General features: G+C 45.1%; 23 protein-coding genes. 18 read left to right on the forward strand and 5 right to left on the reverse strand.

Going from position 1 to position 18,131, the window contains the following annotated elements; genetic code table 11:
* A partial coding sequence (locus tag FC83_RS08705) for a hypothetical protein (protein ID WP_201782560.1) occupies window positions 1-552 on the reverse strand: 552 nt, incomplete at its 3' end.
* Window positions 553-952: 400 nt separating this feature from the next.
* Here FC83_RS08705 and FC83_RS08710 point away from each other — a divergent pair.
* The 3 genes from FC83_RS08710 (at window position 953) to FC83_RS08720 (ending at window position 3,170) form a co-directional block, all read left to right on the forward strand.
* A complete protein-coding gene (locus FC83_RS08710; RefSeq protein ID WP_035455815.1) occupies window positions 953-1,645 on the forward strand; it encodes a hypothetical protein in 693 nt (230 codons plus the stop codon).
* Window positions 1,646-1,703: 58 nt separating this feature from the next.
* On the forward strand, window positions 1,704-2,393 hold the full coding sequence (locus tag FC83_RS08715; protein WP_057002654.1) for a hypothetical protein: 690 nt from the start codon (window positions 1,704-1,706) through the stop codon (window positions 2,391-2,393).
* A 138-nt stretch (window positions 2,394-2,531) separates the two neighbouring features.
* The gene (locus FC83_RS08720) at window positions 2,532-3,170 is read left to right on the forward strand and encodes a hypothetical protein (RefSeq protein WP_152537806.1); all 639 of its coding nucleotides are present in this window, start codon (window positions 2,532-2,534) and stop codon (window positions 3,168-3,170) included.
* 208 nt (window positions 3,171-3,378) lie between these two features.
* Here FC83_RS08720 and FC83_RS08725 read toward each other — a convergent pair whose 3' ends face one another.
* The 4 genes from FC83_RS08725 to FC83_RS08740 form a co-directional block, all read right to left on the reverse strand.
* Window positions 3,379-4,332, reverse strand: coding sequence for a M23 family metallopeptidase (locus tag FC83_RS08725; protein ID WP_052005076.1), 954 nt, complete (start codon window positions 4,330-4,332; stop codon window positions 3,379-3,381).
* 383 nt (window positions 4,333-4,715) lie between these two features.
* On the reverse strand, window positions 4,716-4,940 hold the full coding sequence (locus FC83_RS08730; RefSeq protein WP_035455808.1) for a phage holin: 225 nt from the start codon (window positions 4,938-4,940) through the stop codon (window positions 4,716-4,718).
* Window positions 4,930-5,220 carry a hypothetical protein gene (locus FC83_RS17230; RefSeq protein ID WP_035455806.1) on the reverse strand — a complete coding sequence of 97 codons (291 nt, stop codon included), beginning with the start codon at window positions 5,218-5,220 and terminating at the stop codon, window positions 4,930-4,932. The genes FC83_RS08730 and FC83_RS17230 overlap by 11 nt, the downstream gene beginning before the upstream one ends.
* A gap of 255 nt (window positions 5,221-5,475) precedes the next feature.
* On the reverse strand, window positions 5,476-5,871 hold the full coding sequence (locus FC83_RS08740; RefSeq protein ID WP_035455803.1) for an ArpU family phage packaging/lysis transcriptional regulator: 396 nt from the start codon (window positions 5,869-5,871) through the stop codon (window positions 5,476-5,478).
* Between the two features lie 268 nt (window positions 5,872-6,139).
* Between FC83_RS08740 and FC83_RS08745 the strand changes: the two genes are divergently transcribed.
* From FC83_RS08745 to FC83_RS08815, 15 genes are all read left to right on the forward strand, one after another.
* Window positions 6,140-6,958 (forward strand): helix-turn-helix domain-containing protein, encoded by an 819-nt coding sequence (locus tag FC83_RS08745; protein WP_052005074.1) that lies wholly within the window; start codon window positions 6,140-6,142, stop codon window positions 6,956-6,958.
* Between the two features lie 92 nt (window positions 6,959-7,050).
* Entirely contained in the window at window positions 7,051-7,308 is a 258-nt protein-coding gene (locus tag FC83_RS08750) for a hypothetical protein (protein WP_057002655.1), read from the forward strand.
* Between the two features lie 413 nt (window positions 7,309-7,721).
* Entirely contained in the window at window positions 7,722-8,858 is a 1,137-nt protein-coding gene (locus tag FC83_RS08755; RefSeq protein ID WP_035455798.1) for an ATP phosphoribosyltransferase regulatory subunit, read from the forward strand.
* A gap of 7 nt (window positions 8,859-8,865) precedes the next feature.
* Window positions 8,866-9,495 (forward strand): ATP phosphoribosyltransferase, encoded by a 630-nt coding sequence (gene hisG / locus FC83_RS08760; protein WP_035455796.1) that lies wholly within the window; start codon window positions 8,866-8,868, stop codon window positions 9,493-9,495.
* A 2-nt stretch (window positions 9,496-9,497) separates the two neighbouring features.
* On the forward strand, window positions 9,498-10,772 hold the full coding sequence (gene hisD / locus FC83_RS08765; RefSeq protein ID WP_057002656.1) for a histidinol dehydrogenase: 1,275 nt from the start codon (window positions 9,498-9,500) through the stop codon (window positions 10,770-10,772).
* 13 nt (window positions 10,773-10,785) lie between these two features.
* Complete coding sequence (gene hisB / locus FC83_RS08770) at window positions 10,786-11,370, forward strand: imidazoleglycerol-phosphate dehydratase HisB (RefSeq protein ID WP_035455793.1); 585 nt, start codon at window positions 10,786-10,788, stop codon at window positions 11,368-11,370.
* On the forward strand, window positions 11,371-11,997 hold the full coding sequence (hisH, locus tag FC83_RS08775; protein WP_057002657.1) for an imidazole glycerol phosphate synthase subunit HisH: 627 nt from the start codon (window positions 11,371-11,373) through the stop codon (window positions 11,995-11,997). It begins immediately after the preceding gene.
* Entirely contained in the window at window positions 11,975-12,703 is a 729-nt protein-coding gene (hisA, locus tag FC83_RS08780; protein WP_057002658.1) for a 1-(5-phosphoribosyl)-5-[(5-phosphoribosylamino)methylideneamino]imidazole-4-carboxamide isomerase, read from the forward strand. Before hisH ends, hisA begins: the two co-directional genes overlap by 23 nt.
* Entirely contained in the window at window positions 12,697-13,455 is a 759-nt protein-coding gene (gene hisF / locus FC83_RS08785; RefSeq protein WP_035455792.1) for an imidazole glycerol phosphate synthase subunit HisF, read from the forward strand. Before hisA ends, hisF begins: the two co-directional genes overlap by 7 nt.
* Window positions 13,452-13,799: a phosphoribosyl-AMP cyclohydrolase gene (gene hisI / locus FC83_RS08790; protein ID WP_035455790.1), complete on the forward strand. Its 348-nt coding sequence runs from the start codon at window positions 13,452-13,454 to the stop codon at window positions 13,797-13,799. Before hisF ends, hisI begins: the two co-directional genes overlap by 4 nt.
* Window positions 13,800-13,806: 7 nt before the next feature.
* On the forward strand, window positions 13,807-14,136 hold the full coding sequence (hisE, locus tag FC83_RS08795; RefSeq protein ID WP_035455788.1) for a phosphoribosyl-ATP diphosphatase: 330 nt from the start codon (window positions 13,807-13,809) through the stop codon (window positions 14,134-14,136).
* 29 nt (window positions 14,137-14,165) lie between these two features.
* Complete coding sequence (gene hisC / locus FC83_RS08800) at window positions 14,166-15,245, forward strand: histidinol-phosphate transaminase (protein WP_057002659.1); 1,080 nt, start codon at window positions 14,166-14,168, stop codon at window positions 15,243-15,245.
* Window positions 15,246-15,399: 154 nt separating this feature from the next.
* Window positions 15,400-16,125: a hypothetical protein gene (locus FC83_RS08805; protein WP_035455787.1), complete on the forward strand. Its 726-nt coding sequence runs from the start codon at window positions 15,400-15,402 to the stop codon at window positions 16,123-16,125.
* An 83-nt stretch (window positions 16,126-16,208) separates the two neighbouring features.
* Window positions 16,209-16,940: an SLAP domain-containing protein gene (locus FC83_RS08810; RefSeq protein ID WP_035455786.1), complete on the forward strand. Its 732-nt coding sequence runs from the start codon at window positions 16,209-16,211 to the stop codon at window positions 16,938-16,940.
* 317 nt (window positions 16,941-17,257) lie between these two features.
* The gene (locus tag FC83_RS08815) at window positions 17,258-18,028 is read left to right on the forward strand and encodes a CPBP family intramembrane glutamic endopeptidase (protein WP_035455785.1); all 771 of its coding nucleotides are present in this window, start codon (window positions 17,258-17,260) and stop codon (window positions 18,026-18,028) included.
* The last annotated feature ends 103 nt before the right edge of the window (window positions 18,029-18,131 follow it).

Below are 18,131 nucleotides of genomic sequence, written 5' to 3' on the forward strand. Positions count from 1 at the left end.
AGCGTTAGCTGCCCACTTGCCTTGACCATTAGAAGTATCAAACCGCTTGACCCATTGTTTATCTCCCACCCGGACAAAATAAACATTGTCGATTTGTTGGATACCATTGGTCATCTCATCATCACCTTTATTGATGATTTTATAAGCCCCCGTACCGTTTGAAAGTGGTGCGACTTCATGGCGCCCAAATTTGTAGGTGTCATAAAGGGTCTCGCCGTTGGTACAGTTAATGGTGCGGCCTAAGAAGCTACGGGTCGGATCATTGTAGACTGGGCTGTCAAAAATCCACATGTCCCCGCCGACTCTAACAGCGTTACAAGTATACTTACCGATGCCATCGATCAGGATAGTAACACCACTTGAAAATGTTTGGTAAGCTTCCCCAGGCACCAGGAAGCGAATGGTATCCCCTTCAAAATAAGGCGTAAATGGGTACTGGTTAAAGCCATATGGGTGATTGTTAGTGGGATTACCATAGTCTGGCAGTAACCGCCATAGTAATGTCTTGTCTGTAATTGTTGCCACGTTGTTTTGAATTGTAAAATATGCCATAAATAAAAACCTCTTTCTTAATTTGTTTGATTGTTATTTCCATCTATTCCTGCGTTTAAATCTTATAAATACACCATTTTTATCATGCCCTTTCCTTTAGGATACTTTTAGTTTAGCTGGCATTGGCCGTGAAATGGTCCGGTGTTTGTCCGGAAAAAGTCCACTTTTTGTCCGCTTTCGATACAAATTTTCCCTAGATTTACTTATGTCTAATTAGCCTGAAGCCAAAAAAATAGTCCCCATCTCAAAATGGCGACTGTCCATTAAAAATGCTAGAAAATAATCAAGCTGCTCAGACGTGGATAGTATCTGTGATGAATCCGGCTATGATACAATGAAGTTATAATCGGAAAACGGTTTCTTTAACTTACCTAGCATAACTTAGGAAGTGGTGATAAATATGGCAGTAAAAAAATTAATTTGCGGTGTTGCTCTACTTGTAGGTTTGGTATTTTCTGGTGCCCAACAAGCTCAAGCGGCTGATAATGTGGATGATCAAATCATAACTGTTTCTTCAGGCTACCAACCGATTCCGGTGTATAAAGATGCCAATACGACCCAATACTCTGGCAAAAATTTAGACACCAATATCAACTCATGGCGTGTTGTTCGCACAGCGAAGTCAGCCTATGACCTGGGTAATGATCAGTGGGTTAAAAGCGGTGACCTGCGCGTCGTTAATGCAGTCACTCCTGATAGTAATTCACCCTATTATTTAATTTATTCAGATAATCAAGCACTTCCGATTTATGCAAGTGCCTTATTTGATAAGCAAATTGGTACTTTAGATACCGGCATTGATGTTTGGCAAATCACTAAAACAGCTTTCGTGGATCAAAGTGATGCACTTGTTGGTTTTGATTTAGGGAATAACCAATGGGTCAAAGATGGTACTTTTATTGAGAAATACTTTTGGTTTTACGCAGGTGAGCCGTTATATACCAGCACTGGTCAACCCGCTGGTACAATTCAACAAACATTGCAATACCGTGTTTTCGGTGCTAAAAAGATAGCCGACCAGCTATATGTCAACTTGGGTGCAGACAACCAATGGGTTCTATACGCATCTGGATCTAGATTTCAAAAATTCTAAAAGTAGATTGCCACGCATTTTGCTCAGCAAAAATAATTTTTGAGAGGCAGCATAGCAAATGAGATTAAAAAAAATATTCATCGCCTTCATCGCTGTATTTAGTTTTCTGCCCATGAGCGCAAATCCAGTAAATGCAACAGGCCCCAGCAGAATTGAGCCCTCAAAGGCCAACGTTTACTCAGGCTATGCACCACTAAAAATATATTCTGACCCAGAATGTACTCAATTTACCGGCAAGACTCTGAGCAAAAACGTGGAGGTCTGGAAAACTTTCCAAATGTATTACACAGGTGACCCTTACATCAATCCAAAATCTTTTGATTTAGGGGCTAACCAATGGATCAGCTCAGCGGATGTTGATAGCATTGGCGATAATACCAATGAATTTTTAGCAGCCTATTCGGATTATAAGGCGGTTCCCGTGTATAGTGATCCCCGATTCAAATACCAGGTGAGTACACTTAATCCTGAGATATCTTCTTGGAAAATCACAAGATATACTACCTATTTTGACGGTTATGCAGCCATTGATTTAGGCCATAATCAATGGGTTAGATATACCGATATCCGCATGATTCCCGGCACCATTTCTGTCAATGCTGGTACACAGTTAGTCAACTCACAAGGCGCACCAACATCAACTATTCAAATGACCGGAGATTATAAAGTGTTTGCCGCCCAGAAGATTAACGATGTTTTTCACCTAAAACTTGGAAATAACAATCAGTGGTATGCGTTTGGATTCTAAATAAACATGGCACTATAGAATGGAGGTATTACAATGAAAAAAAAGCGCTTTAAATATTTACTCGCATTTTTCACATTCTTGCTTAGTCTGGGCCCTTTCATGACAAATCTCCACATAGTTTCAGCAAGTTCAATAAGTGTGGTAGCTAAAGATGGTATTTTCGTATCCCATAACTTATCGATTCCAATCTATTCAAATCCTGAAACAACGGTTTTATCCGGTAAAAATTTAGATACAGCTTATGACGCTTGGAAAATCTACCGAACTGCTTATACAACAACGAATGACTCTCAAATACCGGTTTCTTTTGATTTAGGCGGTGGACAATGGGTCAAACAAACAGATCTACGACCTCAAACCGTTTCCATTGAGAATAATGCAAATAGATTCTTAGAATTCAATTCCAACTACACCAACATACCAGTCTACAGTGACCCTTATCGGGCTAATCAAATTGCCACATTAGCTACTGATATTAATAAATGGCAAATCACTAGATATGCCTTAGTCAATCAAAGCGATGCCCTTTATGCACTAGACTTGGGTAATGCGCAATGGGTTTACATCCAAGATGGCTATGCAATTCCAAATACACGAACCTTTTCAGCAGATACCAATTTATTCAATATTACCCATACCGCAACTGCTGTGGGAAAATTAGCTGAAACCATGGATTATCGTATCTTTGACTCGCAAGTTGTTGCTGAGACATTGTTCGTTAAATTAGGCACGGATAATCAATGGGTCAAATTCGATGATTCTGGATCTCCCTATTAAGCTAGAATAAGAAACGTATTGTCGAAGGGTTAAACTGTACATCAAAAATACTAATATGAATATTCTCTACAAATAGAGTCTTATGAAGTATATATTAATAGCTTCATAAGGCTCTATTTCTTCATAATAAAAAAATCTCTTGCAAAGAAATATCTTTTTCTCTGCAAGAGATTGTATTATAGGAGATTACTAATTATCCTATCACACTTTAAAATGTCAATTTTTGATTTTGAATTGTAGCGATTGGACTGTACCAAATACCTGCATTTGGATCAAATGAATACGCAAGTGCTTGATTAAACTGTTTTTCTTTTGAAATACCTAAATGCATGTGGTACGAACCCAATCTTCCAATAGGCTGTCCTGCTGTCACATGTGTACCCGCAGAAACTAGAATATCGTTCAGTGAGTCACTAAATTCCTGATAGATTACTAGTGCATCACCGATGTCTTCCAATATTACCATCTTTAAACCTTGGTCGTATCTTGGACCGGCAAAGATAATATCCCCCTCATGAACTGCATTGAAAGTTGATCCAGATCCGTATCTTACATTCCCGAAATCAAAACCATCGTGGAAATACGGATTAGGTTTGTAGTTTCCACGGTTAAAACCGGTAATACCAAACTGAGTTCCATCTTCCGTTTGAGGATTATACCCTAAATACTTATTATTGAAAGGAAATTGCCAACCACCCTCAGCAGTGTCTTTGACCTGTTGTGCACTAACCCATTGGGCTGTTCCTAAATCGTACCAACGCAAACCCCAGTCATCAACTACCGTTTCGTTATAAGCCCATTCACTACCTGGTTGGAAGTTCGTCTTATTTTGATTGAAATTGATTTTACCATTTGGCGAGAACCTTACCTCAATATTATTGGGATTAATCCAACTGGCTACTCTGACAACACCTTTTTTGCGTGTTACATCTGATACTCGTTTCGAAACCCAATCTTCGCGAATCCATTCATCTTTGCCAACATTGTACCAGGTATACTGACCCACTTCTTGGGTTGAGAAATACTTATAGACAAAATTAAATGGGACTGTCTTGACCCACACAGCATCAGCCGGATTACTATATGGCCGACCATAAATTTCAGCACCTGTATATCCTGAGTCTTTACTAACTTCAGTGATTCTTACCTCATTGTCTTGCATAGAAATTACCTCCAAATTAAATTTTCAATATTTGCCATAGAATCTTGCGCAAGATTCAAAACTATTGCCTAGACTATCCTTTGGAAAATAATTCGTTACTGATACATTCTATAGTCGCTAAATAATAAAAGTTGATGCAAAATTAGTTCTGTATAATCATCTGTACAAATTTAATTTCAATACTAATTCTCATCAACCCGTATATAGCAGCTTTACACGTGTTTCAGTAATCCGAATATCTTTCTTTGGGATACTTATAGCTTAACTGGTATTTGCTGTGAAATGGTCCGGTGTTTGTCCACAAAAAGTCCACTTTTTGTCCACTTTTCTTTTATGCCAGCACACAAAAATAGCCACAGAAATGTGGCTACTTAGATTGAACGCTACTTGGTTTGCCGCCGGTCAGTAATCGAGGTGTCGTATATCAACCCCAGCGAACCAGCCAACGCCAATAAGGTGTTAATGATATCCGTAATCTGATGCGTCAATACTTCGGATAAACCAATACCAAACAGCTTTAGAATTTGCTGGAGCAGAACTAAGAAAAGACTGGTAACGGATAGCCACCACACCTTTGAATGGACGTCTAATGTTAACTTATTTTTCATTCTCAATATCCTCCTTTCTGATAATGTGATTGTGATCATACAAGAACTGTAATTCTGCGTCTTGACGCGCAAGCTGAATGTCATGGTGGTTGAGCTGGACCTTAATTTTTTGCCGTTCAATTTGTGTCTCAGTATTAAGTTTATCTAAGGCATCCCGCAAATCACTTAACCGGTCACTTAAAGGCTTGACGACAACTTTATAAATGGCGCCTAAAACAACAGTGCCCATTGTCGTAATGCCACCCCATTCAGAAATTGTAAAACCTAATATGGTATGCATTATGCACCTCCAGAAATCTTTTTTTGTAAACATGCCGTGGGCCAGCCCTGTTTTGCTGTTTGTTACGTGCTCTAAAAGTTCTTTTATCAAAAAAAGACGCCGAAGCGTCTAAATTGAATCTAATTATTTTGCTGTCGGAACTTGCATCCAATAAAGCACGCTTGCCAGCAAAATTATCCAGTGTGACTAGCGATCGACTTGCTTTCACTACCAGTATAATAATTTTTCTAACTTAAAAGGTCCGGTGTTTGTCCACTATTTGTCCGTTTTAGCGTTGTAAACGTGCAAATCTTCTAACATATAGCCGTCGGCGAAATATAACAATGCCTTTTGTTTCAGCTTCGAATATTGCGTTCTGCCATAGCCTGTCTGTTCCAAGAGTTGCCAGCGTGGTAAGGGTTCCCTCTGCAAATATAAGCCCTTTAGAATCACTTGATAGATTGGTGCCAGACTATCAATAACCCGCAAAGTTTCCTTAACTTGTTGCTGGGCCCCTAGCCGCCTAGCAATACTGCGTGCATCCCCAGTTGGCTTACTGCCAGGCAGTTGCTGTCCCAGACCGGCTCTTAAGGTTCGCTGCCAATGTCCTCTAAGAAATTGATCAACCTTTCGTTGTGTTTGTTTGGCGTCTAAATCCTGCATTAATGTCATAGTAATACCCACCTTTCACTTATTTTGCTACATTTTTCTGACAAATAAGGCTGATTAGCCTGTTAAAGGCCTTTTTGCAACTTAATATCTCTTAAAGAGATATTAGAAATTAAAAAAATATAGTTATACCCATACCAACCTTGTTTGATATAAAATTAATTTTGTTTACAGCATCATTATCTCATATAAGTCTCCCACGTCAAGTATAAATATCTCTAATTGAGATTTTTCGTGTTTTGTGCTACGCTCTTATCATGAGGTGATAGACATGCAAACGAGTATTCTTGGGCCTGCCATAAGAAAATTACGGCAAAGTAAAAAAATGACCCAAGCAGAATTAAGCCGCTTAACGGGCTTTACTCAGAACACCGTTTCCCAGCACGAAAACGGCAGACGCACATTGGATGAAAAAGCCATTGCCAAATATGCCCAGGCTCTAGGCACCACACCACAAAAATTATACGATTTATTCTCAGATAAACGTACACCTGAAACCTCTGCCATCATTGATGCAACGGTTCAAAAGATGACGAAACTTCATCCTGCCCGGCAAAAAAATGTGTACGCTTATGTTAGAAATCAGTTTGAAGAACAAACTAATATAAATAATGTTATCAACTTCCCAGCTAAAAGTGATGACAGTGATGACGCTGAAATCACATTATCTAGTGGCCGATCTACTGCCGCTGGGGCGCCTATCGATGGTGATTATCAAGATAGTAATCGCACCAGTATGGTTATGCCTCGCAGCGAAGTCCCATCAGGTGCAGATGAAGTCGTCACGATTGCCGGAGATTCCATGGAACCGGATTTAAAAGAAGGCTCACAGCAATTTATCCATTATCAACCTGTCCCAGACTATAATGGCCAAGTTGTTATCGTCAGCATCCAAGATGACTTTCAAGATGACGGCGTCACCTGTAAAAAATTTTTCCGTGATGGTGATCAAGTACGCCTTGCTTCCATTAACCCAAAGTACGATGATATGATATTTTCAGCAGACCGCATTCGGGTCATTGCCACGGTTATCCCCCCGTTCAACAGGAAGCCCCTTAACACGAATGAATCTGACAAGGGCAATGATTAAAAGATAAAAAGCAACGCAACTTTTCTAAAAAAACTAGACAAATAGCCTCATTTTATGGTATTAAGTCTCTACAACAAAGGAGGCTATTTATTTTGGCACTGACAACTACTCAAAAAGAAACCATCCATGAAATCCTACTTGGTCTTGATGATCCCTACTCTATCTCAACACTTTTCAAAACGCTGCCGATGAGGCTGAATGGTTCCAACTCAACGAAGCCTATATCCAAGCTGACTTGCAACAATATCTGCCAGCAACCATCAGCACCCATGATCCAGCAGTCTGGCGCTATATTCGCCAGTTGCTGCGGCAATTTGAAGCCTGAGTGCAACCTGATTTTCAAAAAATAACCCATAAACTTCAAATTATCCTTGACTTTCATTTAAATTAGATTATACTAAGTTTCAATCCTATTAAATGTGAATAAAGTGAAGTAGTGATTAGAACAAGTAGATTACTTGGGATGCTTAGAGAGTTCCGTTGCTGTGAAGGAATCTTCCCGATAGTCGAACACACATCTATGAACTTGGTGATTGAAATCAGTAGGTTGCCACGCAGCAATTGCGTTATCATAGCCACTGTTGGCTGTTCTCTAGGACTTACCTAGACGACGAGTTTTCAGCGGTTGAGGTTTATGTCGTGAGATGTAAACAAATTGAGGTGGTACCGTGATTATCAATACTTAAAATATAATCGCCCTCAAAAGCATAATTATGCTTTTGAGGGTATTTTTTTTATCTTTAAATTCGGGAGGTTCACAGACATGTCTAATAAAACACTACCCACGGGAACGCGGGATGAGTTCGGCACCATCGCCATGGTGAAGGACCAAGTCATTCAAACCATTCAACAAAATTTCAAACATCGCGGCTTTAAAAAAATCATCACCCCCCTCTTAGAATACCGAGACGTATTCCAATCCTTAGCCCCGCAAGCTTATCAGCCTTACCAGTTCATTGACGAACACGGGGACACTTTGGTATTACGGCCAGATATGACGTTGCCCGTGGCTCGGATGATGAGTGCCACCGGCATTGACACGCCTATTAAGTGGTACTACAGCGGCGATGTGTTCCGGGTGAAAAAACGCATGTCTGGCAGTTACAATCAGATCACCCAAGCGGGGATGGAAATCATTGGTTATCGGTCGTTGAAAGCGGAATGGGAATGTTTAGTGGCGGCCAGTGAGATCAGTCAAAAATTAGGCATCGCAGATATGACGCTGGAATTAAGCCATGCCAAGTTCGTGCCCAATGTCTTGGCGGCCCTGCCCATCAGCGAACCCATGGCGGACAACTTGGTTCAAGCCCTGTATGACAAGGATTTGACCCAATACCAAACCTTGTTAGAACCCCTGGCCAATGATCCGTTTTACCCCTTCTTAAAGGATTGGCCTTGGTTATTCGGGGATTTCGATGCGGTGTTAGACCAATTGACCCAATTGCCAAAAATCGCTACGTTAGAAAGCATCATCGCCGACTTAAGGGCCACCAAAGCCTTTATCAGCCAACGTTTCCCCAATGTCACCGTCACCTTAGACCTGTGCGTCCAACCCCCCCAAACCTATTACACGGGGATGGTCTTCCACGCTTACAGTCAAGACGCCACCAGTTATCTCTTCTCCGGGGGCCGTTATGACAAACTCTTGACCAACTTCCAACAAACCGCCCAGCCCGCTGTAGGCTTGGCCTTTGACATTGACGCCATTGTGGCCCAACGCCACTTGCCAAAAGCCCCCCAGGAAACTTTGATCTACTTCGAAGCCGATCAATGGGCCCACGCCGAAGCCCTGCAAGCCCGCACCCCCAACAGCAATCTATGCCTGGCCGATTCCTTCAAGCAGGCCCAGCAAATCGCCCAACAACAAAATGCCCAACTCATCAACTTGGCAGAAAGGTAGCAGACACATGACACTTAAAATTGCACTGACCAAAGGCCGCACCGAAAAACAAGTCTTACCCTTACTACAAGCCGCTGGCATCAATTGTGACCCCATCGTTAATAAAGGGCGGCAATTGATTTTCAACGATGATCCCGATTACCACTTCATTTTAGCCAAGGGACCAGATGTGTTGACCTACCTGAATCGGGGGGCCATGGACATTGGCATTGTGGGCTCGGACATCTTAGTGGAGCAGCAAAATCCCCAATATGACATGCTAGACCTTAACACCGGCCGCTGCCGCTTTGTATTGGCCTCCACCCCAGATTTCGACCCCAGCCAAACCAAACGCAAAATCATCGCCACCAAATATCCCTTGATCACCCAGACCTACTTTGAACAAATCGGAGAAGACGTGGAGATCATTAAAATTGAAGGTTCCGTGGAACTCGCCCCCTTAGTGGGCTTGGCCGATGCCATCGTAGATATCGTGGAAACCGGCACCACCTTAAGGGAAAATAACTTAAAAGTCTATGCGGAATTACAAGCTGTCTCCACCCACTTGGTGGTGAACCGCTTAGCCTTGAAACAAAAGCGCGCCGCTATTTATCAATTGATCGCCCAATTACAAAAAGCTCAAAAATCGGAGGTTTAACCATGCAAATTATTCAAGCCACCTATGAACAACTCAGTGCCCAAGTCACCCAACGTCAAAATCAAACTGCTAACAAACCGGAAATCGAAGCGGCTGTGGCCAAGATCATCGCCAATGTCCGGCAAAACGGGGATGCTGCTTTGACCCAATACGCCCAAGACTTTGACAAAGTTAGTTTAAGTGATTTTAAAGTGCCCCAAGCCACCATTGACGCGGCATATGATGCCTGCCCAGCCGACTTATTAGCCGCTTTAAAACTGGCCAAGCGCAATATCACTTCCTACCATAAAAAAGAGATTACTTATGGCTTCATGGATGCGGAACAACCCGGGGTCATTCGGGGCCAAAAGGTCATGCCCCTGGCAGCTGTCGGGTTGTATGTCCCTGGTGGCACAGCCGCTTATCCTTCAACGATTTTGATGAGTGCGATCCCCGCCAAATTAGCCGGGGTTGAAAAAATCGTCATGGTCACACCACCGCAAAAAGATGGCATCAACCCCACCGTCTTGACCGCTGCTAAACTCGCCGGCGTCAGTGCCATCTATCAAGTTGGGGGCGCCCAAGCGGTAGCCGCCCTGGCCTATGGTACAAAAACCATCCCCCAAGTGGATAAAATCATGGGGCCCGGCAATATCTTTGTGGCCACTGCCAAGAAACAAGTCTTCGGCCAAGTGGACATCGATATGATCGCCGGCCCCTCAGAAATTGGCATCATCGCCGATAAAAGTGCCGACCCTAAGAAACTGGCCGCGGACCTCTTATCCCAAGCCGAACATGATAAATTAGCCCGGCCCATGTTGGTGACCCCAAGCCTTGAACTGGCCCAAGCTGTCAGTGCCCAGGTGGACGCGCAGTTAACGACTTTGCCCCGGGCTGAAATCGCCCGGGCTTCTGTGGAAAACGAAGGCTTTATCGCCGTGGTGGCTAATTTAGACCAAGCCTTTGACTTGATGAATCAAATCGCCCCAGAACACTTGGAAGTCCAAGTCCCTGAAGCCATCACCTACTTAGATCAAATTAAAAACGCCGGCTCCGTCTTCTTCGGGGAAAGTGCCTCTGAACCCTTGGGAGATTATGTGGCCGGCCCCAACCATATCCTCCCCACCGCGGGCAGTGCCCGTTTCTTCTCCCCGTTAGGCGTGTTAGATTTCGTCAAACGGACCCAATTCATTCAATACACCCCCGCTGCTTTGGCCAAGGAAAGTAAAGCTATCACCCGCTTAGCTCGGGTTGAAGGCCTAGAAGGTCACGCCCGCGCCATTGAAGCCCGCCAATAGAAAGGAATAACCTATGCGTACAGCAACCATCAGCCGGCAAACCGGCGAAACTCAAATTGAAGTCAGTTTAAACCTAGACGCCAGCCAACCGATTGAGATCAACTCGGGCATCGGCTTTTTGGACCACATGCTCACAGCTTTTGCCAAGCACGGCCGCTTCGGGCTCACCGTCAAAGCCAAAGGCGACTTAGAAGTGGATCCCCACCATACCACCGAAGACATCGGCATTGTCCTGGGCCAATGTTTCAAAGCAGCCCTAGGGGATAAAGCGGGTATCGAGCGCTTCGGCACTGCTTTTGTGCCTTTAGACGAAACCCTATCCCGGGTGGTCATCGACTTATCCGGCCGGTCTTATCTGGTTTTTGAAGCCACCTTGGAAAATCCCAAACTGGGGGGCTATGATACTGAAGTCACCGAGGACTTCTTCCAAGCCTTTGCCTTTAACGCTGAATTGAACTGTCACGCGGCTGTCTTGTACGGCCGCAATACCCACCATAAAGTTGAAACCTTGTTTAAAGCACTCGGCCGGGCCATGCGGGCTGCGGTCACCATCAATCCGGAAATCAAAGGCATCCCCTCTACGAAAGGCGTGATCTAAATGATCGTCATCATCGACTACGATACGGGCAACACGTTGAATGTGAAAAAGGCCCTGGATTATTTAAATATTGACAACCAACTCTCAGCAGACCCCGCTGAAATCTTAGCCGCTGATGGCTTGATCCTCCCCGGCGTCGGCGCCTTTCAAAAAGCCATGGTGGCTTTAGAAGAACGCCAATTGGTCCCCGTGTTACAACAAGCCGCCGCCAGTGGCAAACCGATGTTGGGGATTTGCTTAGGAATGCAATTGTTATTTGAAACTGGTTATGAATTCGGCATCACCCCCGGCTTAGGCCTATTGCCCGGGGTGGTGGTCCCCATCCCCAGCAAGCCCGGCTTCAAAGTCCCCCACATGGGCTGGAATCAAAATCAAGCCCAGCAGCAAAACCCCTTTGCCGCAGTTTTTGACCAGGAAAATACCTACTTCGTGCATTCCTATTATGTCCAAACTGCCGCCAAAAACATCGTGGCCACCACCGATTACAGCGTGGCCATTCCCAGCATCGTCCAGCGCAATAACGTGGTGGGGATGCAATTTCACCCGGAGAAAAGCGGCCAAGTGGGCCTAGCCGGGCTAACAGCCTTTAAGGAGATGGTCAATGATGCGCGTGTTCCCCGCAATTGATTTATTAAACGGCCACAGTGTGCGCCTGTACCAAGGTGACTACCAACAAGTCACCCCCGTTTCCAGTGACCCTCTGGCCCAGGCCAAAAGCTTCGTTGCCGCAGGTTTAAGCCGCATCCATCTCGTGGATTTAGACGGGGCCAAAGCCGGCCAACCGGAAAACTTTGACGTGATTCAAAAAATTCGCCAACAAACCGATTTGTTCGTGGAAGTGGGGGGCGGTATTCGCGATATGGCCACCATCCAGCGCTACCTTACCCTAGGGGTAGATCGGGTGATCCTAGGCTCCAGTGCCTTGAAGCAGCCGGAGTTAGTGGTGGCCGCCCTGGCTGAATTTGGCCCCGCTAGAATCGTGGTGGGCATTGACGGCACCCCCCAGCAAGTGGCCACAGAAGGTTGGCTGGCCCAAAGTAACGTCACCATGGCCGACTTAATGGGCGCCATGACGGCTAAAGGGGTGCGTCAATTCATCGTCACCGATGTGACCAAAGACGGCACCCTGCAAGGCCCCAACGTAACTTTACTGGCTGACCTACAGGCCAAATACCCCCAGGCCACCGTGGTGGCTTCTGGAGGCATGCGGGATTATCAAGACCTGGAAGCCCTAAAGGCCGCCGGATTAAACGATGTGATTGTTGGCAAAGCCCTCGTTAAGGGCACCATTACTTTAGCAGAACTCGCCCAAGCGGAGGTGGCATTATGTTAACCAAACGAATCATTCCTTGTTTAGATGTGGATCACGGCCGGGTGAAAAAAGGCGTGAACTTTGTGAACCTGACCGATGTGGGAGACCCCACTGAAATCGCCCGGGCTTATGAGGCCCAAGGTGCCGATGAATTGGTCTTTTTAGATATCACTGCCACCAATGAAAAACGCAAAGCCATCGTGGATACCATCGCTTCAGTGGCCAGCCAAGTCTTCATGCCCCTGACCGTGGGTGGTGGCGTCAATACCGTGGCTGATATGCAGGCCTTGTTGAAAGCCGGGGCGGATAAAGTAGCCTTGAATTCCGCCGCCGTGGCCAATCCGGACTTGATCCGCCAAGGGGCCGAAAAGTTCGGAGCCCAATGTATCGTGGTGGCCATTGATGTGCGCTACCAAGCTAGCCAAGACCGTTACCAAGTGGTGGTCAATGGTGGCCGCAAACCTGTAGATTTAGACGCCCTTGAATGGGCCCAAACCGCGGTGGCCGCCGGGGCTGGGGAATTGTTGGTGACCTCAATGGATAAAGACGGCACCAAATCCGGGTTTGACCTACCCTTGTATCAAGCGCTGACCCAAGTGGTAGACGTGCCCATCGTGGCCTCCGGCGGGTGTGGCGCCATTGCTGATTTCACCAATTTATTTGAAGAGACGCAAGTCGATGCCGGCTTAGCCGCTTCCGTCTTTCACTTCGGGGAATTAACCATCCCCCAAGTCAAAGCAACGTTGAAAGCAAAGGGTGTGACGGTTCGATGAAAGCCAGTGCGTTACCTTTAGATTTCACCAAGATCCCTGGGGGCTTGGCCACCGCCGTGGTGCAAGATGCCAAGACCCAGCAGGTGTTGATGGTGGCTTATGTGAATGCGGCCAGTTGGGCCAAGACTTTGGCCACTGGGGAGACTTGGTTTTGGTCCCGCAGCCGCCAAGAGTTATGGCACAAAGGGGCTACCAGCGGCAATACGCAAAAAGTGGTGGCCATCCAGGTGGACTGCGACGCAGATACGGTCTTGTTAAAAGTCGACCCCGCCGGTCCAGCGTGTCATACAGGTCATACCAGTTGTTTTTATCGCGATATTACAGATTTTGATAGGAAGGAATAGATTATTTATGGCAGACAAACAAGATTTAGAGGCATTGTATCAATTAATTTTAGACCGGAAAAATAATCCGGTGGCTGGTTCTTATACGGATTATTTATTCACCAAGGGCTTGGATAAAATTTTGAAGAAAATCGGTGAAGAGTCTACGGAAGTGATCGTGGCCGCCAAGAACCCCAGTGATGACGAGTTCATTTATGAAGTCAGCGATTTGGCTTACCACGTGTTGGTCCTCATGGTGGACCGGGGCATTTCGGTGGACCAGATCAAAACCGAACTGGCCAAGCGTGAAGGCCTGATGAGTAAAACCAAAGAACGGGACGAAATCAAAAAATTCTAAATCACTCAATCTACATAGGAGGTTTGCCCATGCTAAAAAAAGCCGTTGAAAAGATTCAACCTTATACCCCAGAAGTACCCTTGGCTAAACTCAAAGCCCAACTTGGCTTAGACCAGATGGTGCGCATGTCGGCCAATGAGAACCCCTTTGGCACATCCCCTAAAGTCAAAGAAGCTATTATGGCCTGGGACTTTCAAGAAGCCCGGGATTATCCGGATAGCAATGCCAATCAATTGCGCCAAGCTGTGGCTGATTATTTGGGCGTAGCCGGGGACCAATTGTTGTTTGGCTGTGGCTTAGATGAGGTCATCGAACTGGTGGCCCGGACGTTGTTGGAACCGGGGGATGAGGTGTTGGAACCTTGGCCCACCTTCTCTGAATACAAACTCCACGCCCAGATCGAAGCGGCCCAAGTGGTGGATGTGCCGGTGAATCCCGATGACGGTCAGTTTGATTTGTCCGGGTTATTGGCCAAAATCACCCCGAAAACCAAGCTGTTATGGTTATGCAACCCCAATAATCCCACTGGTACCTTCATTCCGGTGGATGAACTACGAGACTTCGTGGCCCAAGTGCCCGAACACGTGTTGATCATGGTGGACGAAGCTTATGTGGAATTTGCCGACAGCGCCGCCCCTACCAGTGCCGTGACTTTATTGCCAGAATGCGATCACTTAGTGGTGATGCGCACCTTCTCTAAAATCTACGGCTTGGCCAACTTCCGGGTGGGCTATGCGGTCTTCCCCAAGGCCTTGATCCCCAAACTGCAAGCCGTTCGCTTGCCTTACAACTTAAACGATATCTCTCAAGTGGCAGCCTTAGCGGCTTTAGGCGACCAGGATTTCATCACCCAAACCCGCCAAAGAGTTGCCCAAGCCCGCCAACAATGGGCTGACTTCCTTGAAACCCAAGGGTTGAAATATTATCAATCCCAAACTAACTTTGTCTTCTTTGAAGCCCCTAACGCAGATGCTTTAAAAGAAGCCTTGCTACAACAGGGCTACCTTGTCCGGGGTGGCTTACAGCCCGACTGGTTGCGGGTCACCTTTGGCACTACCGCCCAAAATCAGGCCGTTCAAAGTATTATTCGAGATTTTTATAAAAAATGAGCTTTGAAAGCGAACTAACCGAGAAAACGCCCGCTGATTACTTGCCATTATTGGCTTTGATCAGTGGGCATTTTTTTGAATTGCCAGTGCACCCGGCTGTAATCGTGCTAGACTGAAGGTGTACTTATTTAATAAGTTATGGGGGGAAATCTATATGAAACTTAGAAAATGGTTGCTTGGTGTGTTGGTTGTTTTGGGTACGATTTTAGCCAGCATAGGCCAAGCTTCAGCAGCGCTGGTGATCGAACCAGCAAATCCAATTGACCAAATGACAATGAATTCTTACAACATGGCCGTACCAATTTACAATGATCCAGAATGCACGCAAAATTCTGGCCGGCCCTTGAGTACGGCCGTTAGTACTTGGCGGGTTTTCCAGTGGGCGCGAACTGACCCTAATCCAAACAATACCGCCGTTTCTTATGACTTAGGTGGCGGTCAATGGGTCAAGAAAAACGATGTCTTTACAGGTATCAGCGCCAACGATACAAGTATCAAAGAAGCCTATTCCGCTGGTAAGAAAGTACCCGTCTATGATTCACCACAACTGTGGCATATCATCGGCTACCTAGACCCTGCTATCAGTGAGTGGGCGGTAACCCGGTCTGCCAGCCTAGGTCATACTTCCAATAACTTGGAACGGCTGGATTTGGGTAATGATCAATGGGTCGATGCCACCAAAGACGTCCAAGCTATTCGGACAGCCTTCATTTTCACCACTGGGACACCCTTATATAATGGCAATGGTGTCCAAACCGGGACCATTAACCAAGCGACTTACTACAAAGTGTTTGGCGTGAAAACCATTAACGGCCAAACTTACGTCAACCTGGGAACTGACGACCAATGGGCGAATTTCAAGGATGGCACGACCAATTAATCTAGCTAACTGTTTGTTTTAAAATAAATTGAGCCTATCTTAATAAAGTAGGTATGTATCATTTATTAGGGGGGAAGATTAATATGCACTTTAGAAAATGGTTATTAGGTATCTTCGTTATCTTAGGCACCGTTTTACTCAGTCAGGGCCAAGTCAAAGCCATGACGATTCAGGGAAACGAGAGTACACCGCCGTTAACCGTGGATTCCTATAATATGCCCGTGCCGATTTATAGCAATCCTGAATGTACCCAAAGTACCGGAAAAACGTTAAATACGGGGATTTCGCAATGGTTAGTGATTCAATCAGCCAGCTACTCTAGCCATGGCGTTGATGCCTATAACTTAGGGAATAGTCAGTGGGTCAAGGGAACTGATGTCTTCTATGGCCATATAGGTCAAACCACGCCTATGAATCGAATGGGTATTCTAGAAGCTTACTCTGCCGGCAAGAAAGTCCCCGTCTATGATTCACCACAATTGTGGCATATCACTGGCTACCTTGACCCAAGCATCCGCGATTGGGCGGTGACAAAGTACGCTACCTTCAGTCCTGATCCCAACTATATTTCACGTCTAGACTTAGGAAATAATCAATGGGTAGATTCTAGTAAAGATGTCCAAGCTATTAGAAATCCCTTTATCTTTAAGCCCAATGAACCACTGTATAATAGCAATGGTGTTCAAACTGGTAGTCTTAGTGATGCCGCTAGTTACTATAAGGTATTCGGCGCTAAGACAATTAATGGGGAAACTTACGTCAATCTTGGGGATGACAATCAGTGGGCCAAATTTAAAGATGGTATCGTCAATTAAGCCCGTCCTGTTGTTATACCTGAACCCTCACAAATTAAAATAGCAAGTAGGTTTGCAACATGTAACGTGCTACGCCAACTTAAGTAGATAAGCTGTAACTAAACGCTATTTACTTAAGTTGGCGTATTTTCTATGGGCAATACCTGATGCTCTCATTTTGGAACAGTTTCTAGTATAATAAGCCTAAAATTAAGTGCGTGCCTGAATTGAGCGTATCTAGTGCATGGGTAAGGCTTTAGTCGAAGTTTGATTAAGTATGTCAGTTGACGAAACTACTATTTTTAATCCTAATATTTAACCCACGGAGAGTGTTTGATATGGTAGAAAATCGGTGGTCTTGGGGTGGCCAGTTATTTGGGGGCATCCTATTATTTTTAATATTTCTCTTCCTAAACGTTGTCTCATACGATGAAACGACCAGCTTTAAAATAATGGCTAATTTGATTTTGGCATTACTCGCATTGGTGACCACCATAATAGCATTGGGGTCGCTTAAAGTTTTGAAGCAGCGTATCAAACTGACACATCCCCTTGTGCTCTGGGGAACACTTGCTGCTATTTCAATGCTGATCATGCTGGGCTTCAACAAGACGCCCCAGAATATAGTGCTGGCATTGCAATCTAAAAACGCTTTGCTGGCAACAACTGCTGCTTTATCCACGGCCATTTTTGAAGAATCAATTTGTCGTGGGCTTTTCTTATCAGCTTTCCTTGGACTTGAAACCTATCTCGAAGTTCGAAGAAAACACAATCACAAAATGCTCAAAGCGGCATTGTTCTCAGCTTTGTTGTTCGGTATCTTGCATATCGTCAATCTATTTGGTGGCAACGCGCAAAGTGTTTTCCAACAAATTTTCTATACGTTTGCCGCCGGTGTATTTTTAGCGGCCCTGCGAATTGCCACAAATAATCTCCTTTGGCCGATATTATTACATTTCTTGATAGACTGGGCCCCACTTGAATTCTACACGACTAGTCCTGGAAGTGGCTGGCTCATCATGTTTACAGTATTTGTCCCGATGCTCTTATTGAGTGCAATTTTTTTAGTTCAAGTAGATCGCCAGTTCCTTCAAACAGAGCCGTTATAAAAAGCTTACTTGTCCCCATTTCGTTTCGTCAATGAACGCTCATACTCAAATCGAGTAGGAGGCCCTGACAGGCCGACCTCTCACACCACCGTACGTACGGTTC

Source organism: Agrilactobacillus composti DSM 18527 = JCM 14202, from assembly GCF_001436375.1.
In the GTDB taxonomy this organism is placed as follows: Bacteria; Bacillota; Bacilli; order Lactobacillales; family Lactobacillaceae; genus Agrilactobacillus; species Agrilactobacillus composti.

Excerpts from the sequence above, each read along its gene's own strand:
- hisC (WP_057002659.1), top strand. The coding sequence starts at position 14,166 with ATGCTAAAAAAAGCCGTTGAAAAGATTCAACCTTATACCCCAGAAGTA.
- hisA (WP_057002658.1), top strand. The coding sequence starts at position 11,975 with ATGCGCGTGTTCCCCGCAATTGATTTATTAAACGGCCACAGTGTGCGC.
- FC83_RS08730 (WP_035455808.1), bottom strand. The coding sequence starts at position 4,940 with ATGAAAAATAAGTTAACATTAGACGTCCATTCAAAGGTGTGGTGGCTA.
- FC83_RS08810 (WP_035455786.1), top strand. The coding sequence starts at position 16,209 with ATGCACTTTAGAAAATGGTTATTAGGTATCTTCGTTATCTTAGGCACC.
- hisF (WP_035455792.1), top strand. The coding sequence starts at position 12,697 with ATGTTAACCAAACGAATCATTCCTTGTTTAGATGTGGATCACGGCCGG.
- FC83_RS08725 (WP_052005076.1), bottom strand. The coding sequence starts at position 4,332 with ATGCAAGACAATGAGGTAAGAATCACTGAAGTTAGTAAAGACTCAGGA.
- hisH (WP_057002657.1), top strand. The coding sequence starts at position 11,371 with ATGATCGTCATCATCGACTACGATACGGGCAACACGTTGAATGTGAAA.
- hisB (WP_035455793.1), top strand. The coding sequence starts at position 10,786 with ATGCGTACAGCAACCATCAGCCGGCAAACCGGCGAAACTCAAATTGAA.
- FC83_RS08715 (WP_057002654.1), top strand. The coding sequence starts at position 1,704 with ATGAGATTAAAAAAAATATTCATCGCCTTCATCGCTGTATTTAGTTTT.
- FC83_RS08710 (WP_035455815.1), top strand. The coding sequence starts at position 953 with ATGGCAGTAAAAAAATTAATTTGCGGTGTTGCTCTACTTGTAGGTTTG.
- hisE (WP_035455788.1), top strand. The coding sequence starts at position 13,807 with ATGGCAGACAAACAAGATTTAGAGGCATTGTATCAATTAATTTTAGAC.
- hisD (WP_057002656.1), top strand. The coding sequence starts at position 9,498 with ATGCAAATTATTCAAGCCACCTATGAACAACTCAGTGCCCAAGTCACC.
- FC83_RS08805 (WP_035455787.1), top strand. The coding sequence starts at position 15,400 with ATGAAACTTAGAAAATGGTTGCTTGGTGTGTTGGTTGTTTTGGGTACG.
- FC83_RS08815 (WP_035455785.1), top strand. The coding sequence starts at position 17,258 with ATGGTAGAAAATCGGTGGTCTTGGGGTGGCCAGTTATTTGGGGGCATC.
- FC83_RS17230 (WP_035455806.1), bottom strand. The coding sequence starts at position 5,220 with ATGCATACCATATTAGGTTTTACAATTTCTGAATGGGGTGGCATTACG.
- FC83_RS08745 (WP_052005074.1), top strand. The coding sequence starts at position 6,140 with ATGCAAACGAGTATTCTTGGGCCTGCCATAAGAAAATTACGGCAAAGT.
- hisG (WP_035455796.1), top strand. The coding sequence starts at position 8,866 with ATGACACTTAAAATTGCACTGACCAAAGGCCGCACCGAAAAACAAGTC.
- FC83_RS08755 (WP_035455798.1), top strand. The coding sequence starts at position 7,722 with ATGTCTAATAAAACACTACCCACGGGAACGCGGGATGAGTTCGGCACC.
- hisI (WP_035455790.1), top strand. The coding sequence starts at position 13,452 with ATGAAAGCCAGTGCGTTACCTTTAGATTTCACCAAGATCCCTGGGGGC.
- FC83_RS08740 (WP_035455803.1), bottom strand. The coding sequence starts at position 5,871 with ATGACATTAATGCAGGATTTAGACGCCAAACAAACACAACGAAAGGTT.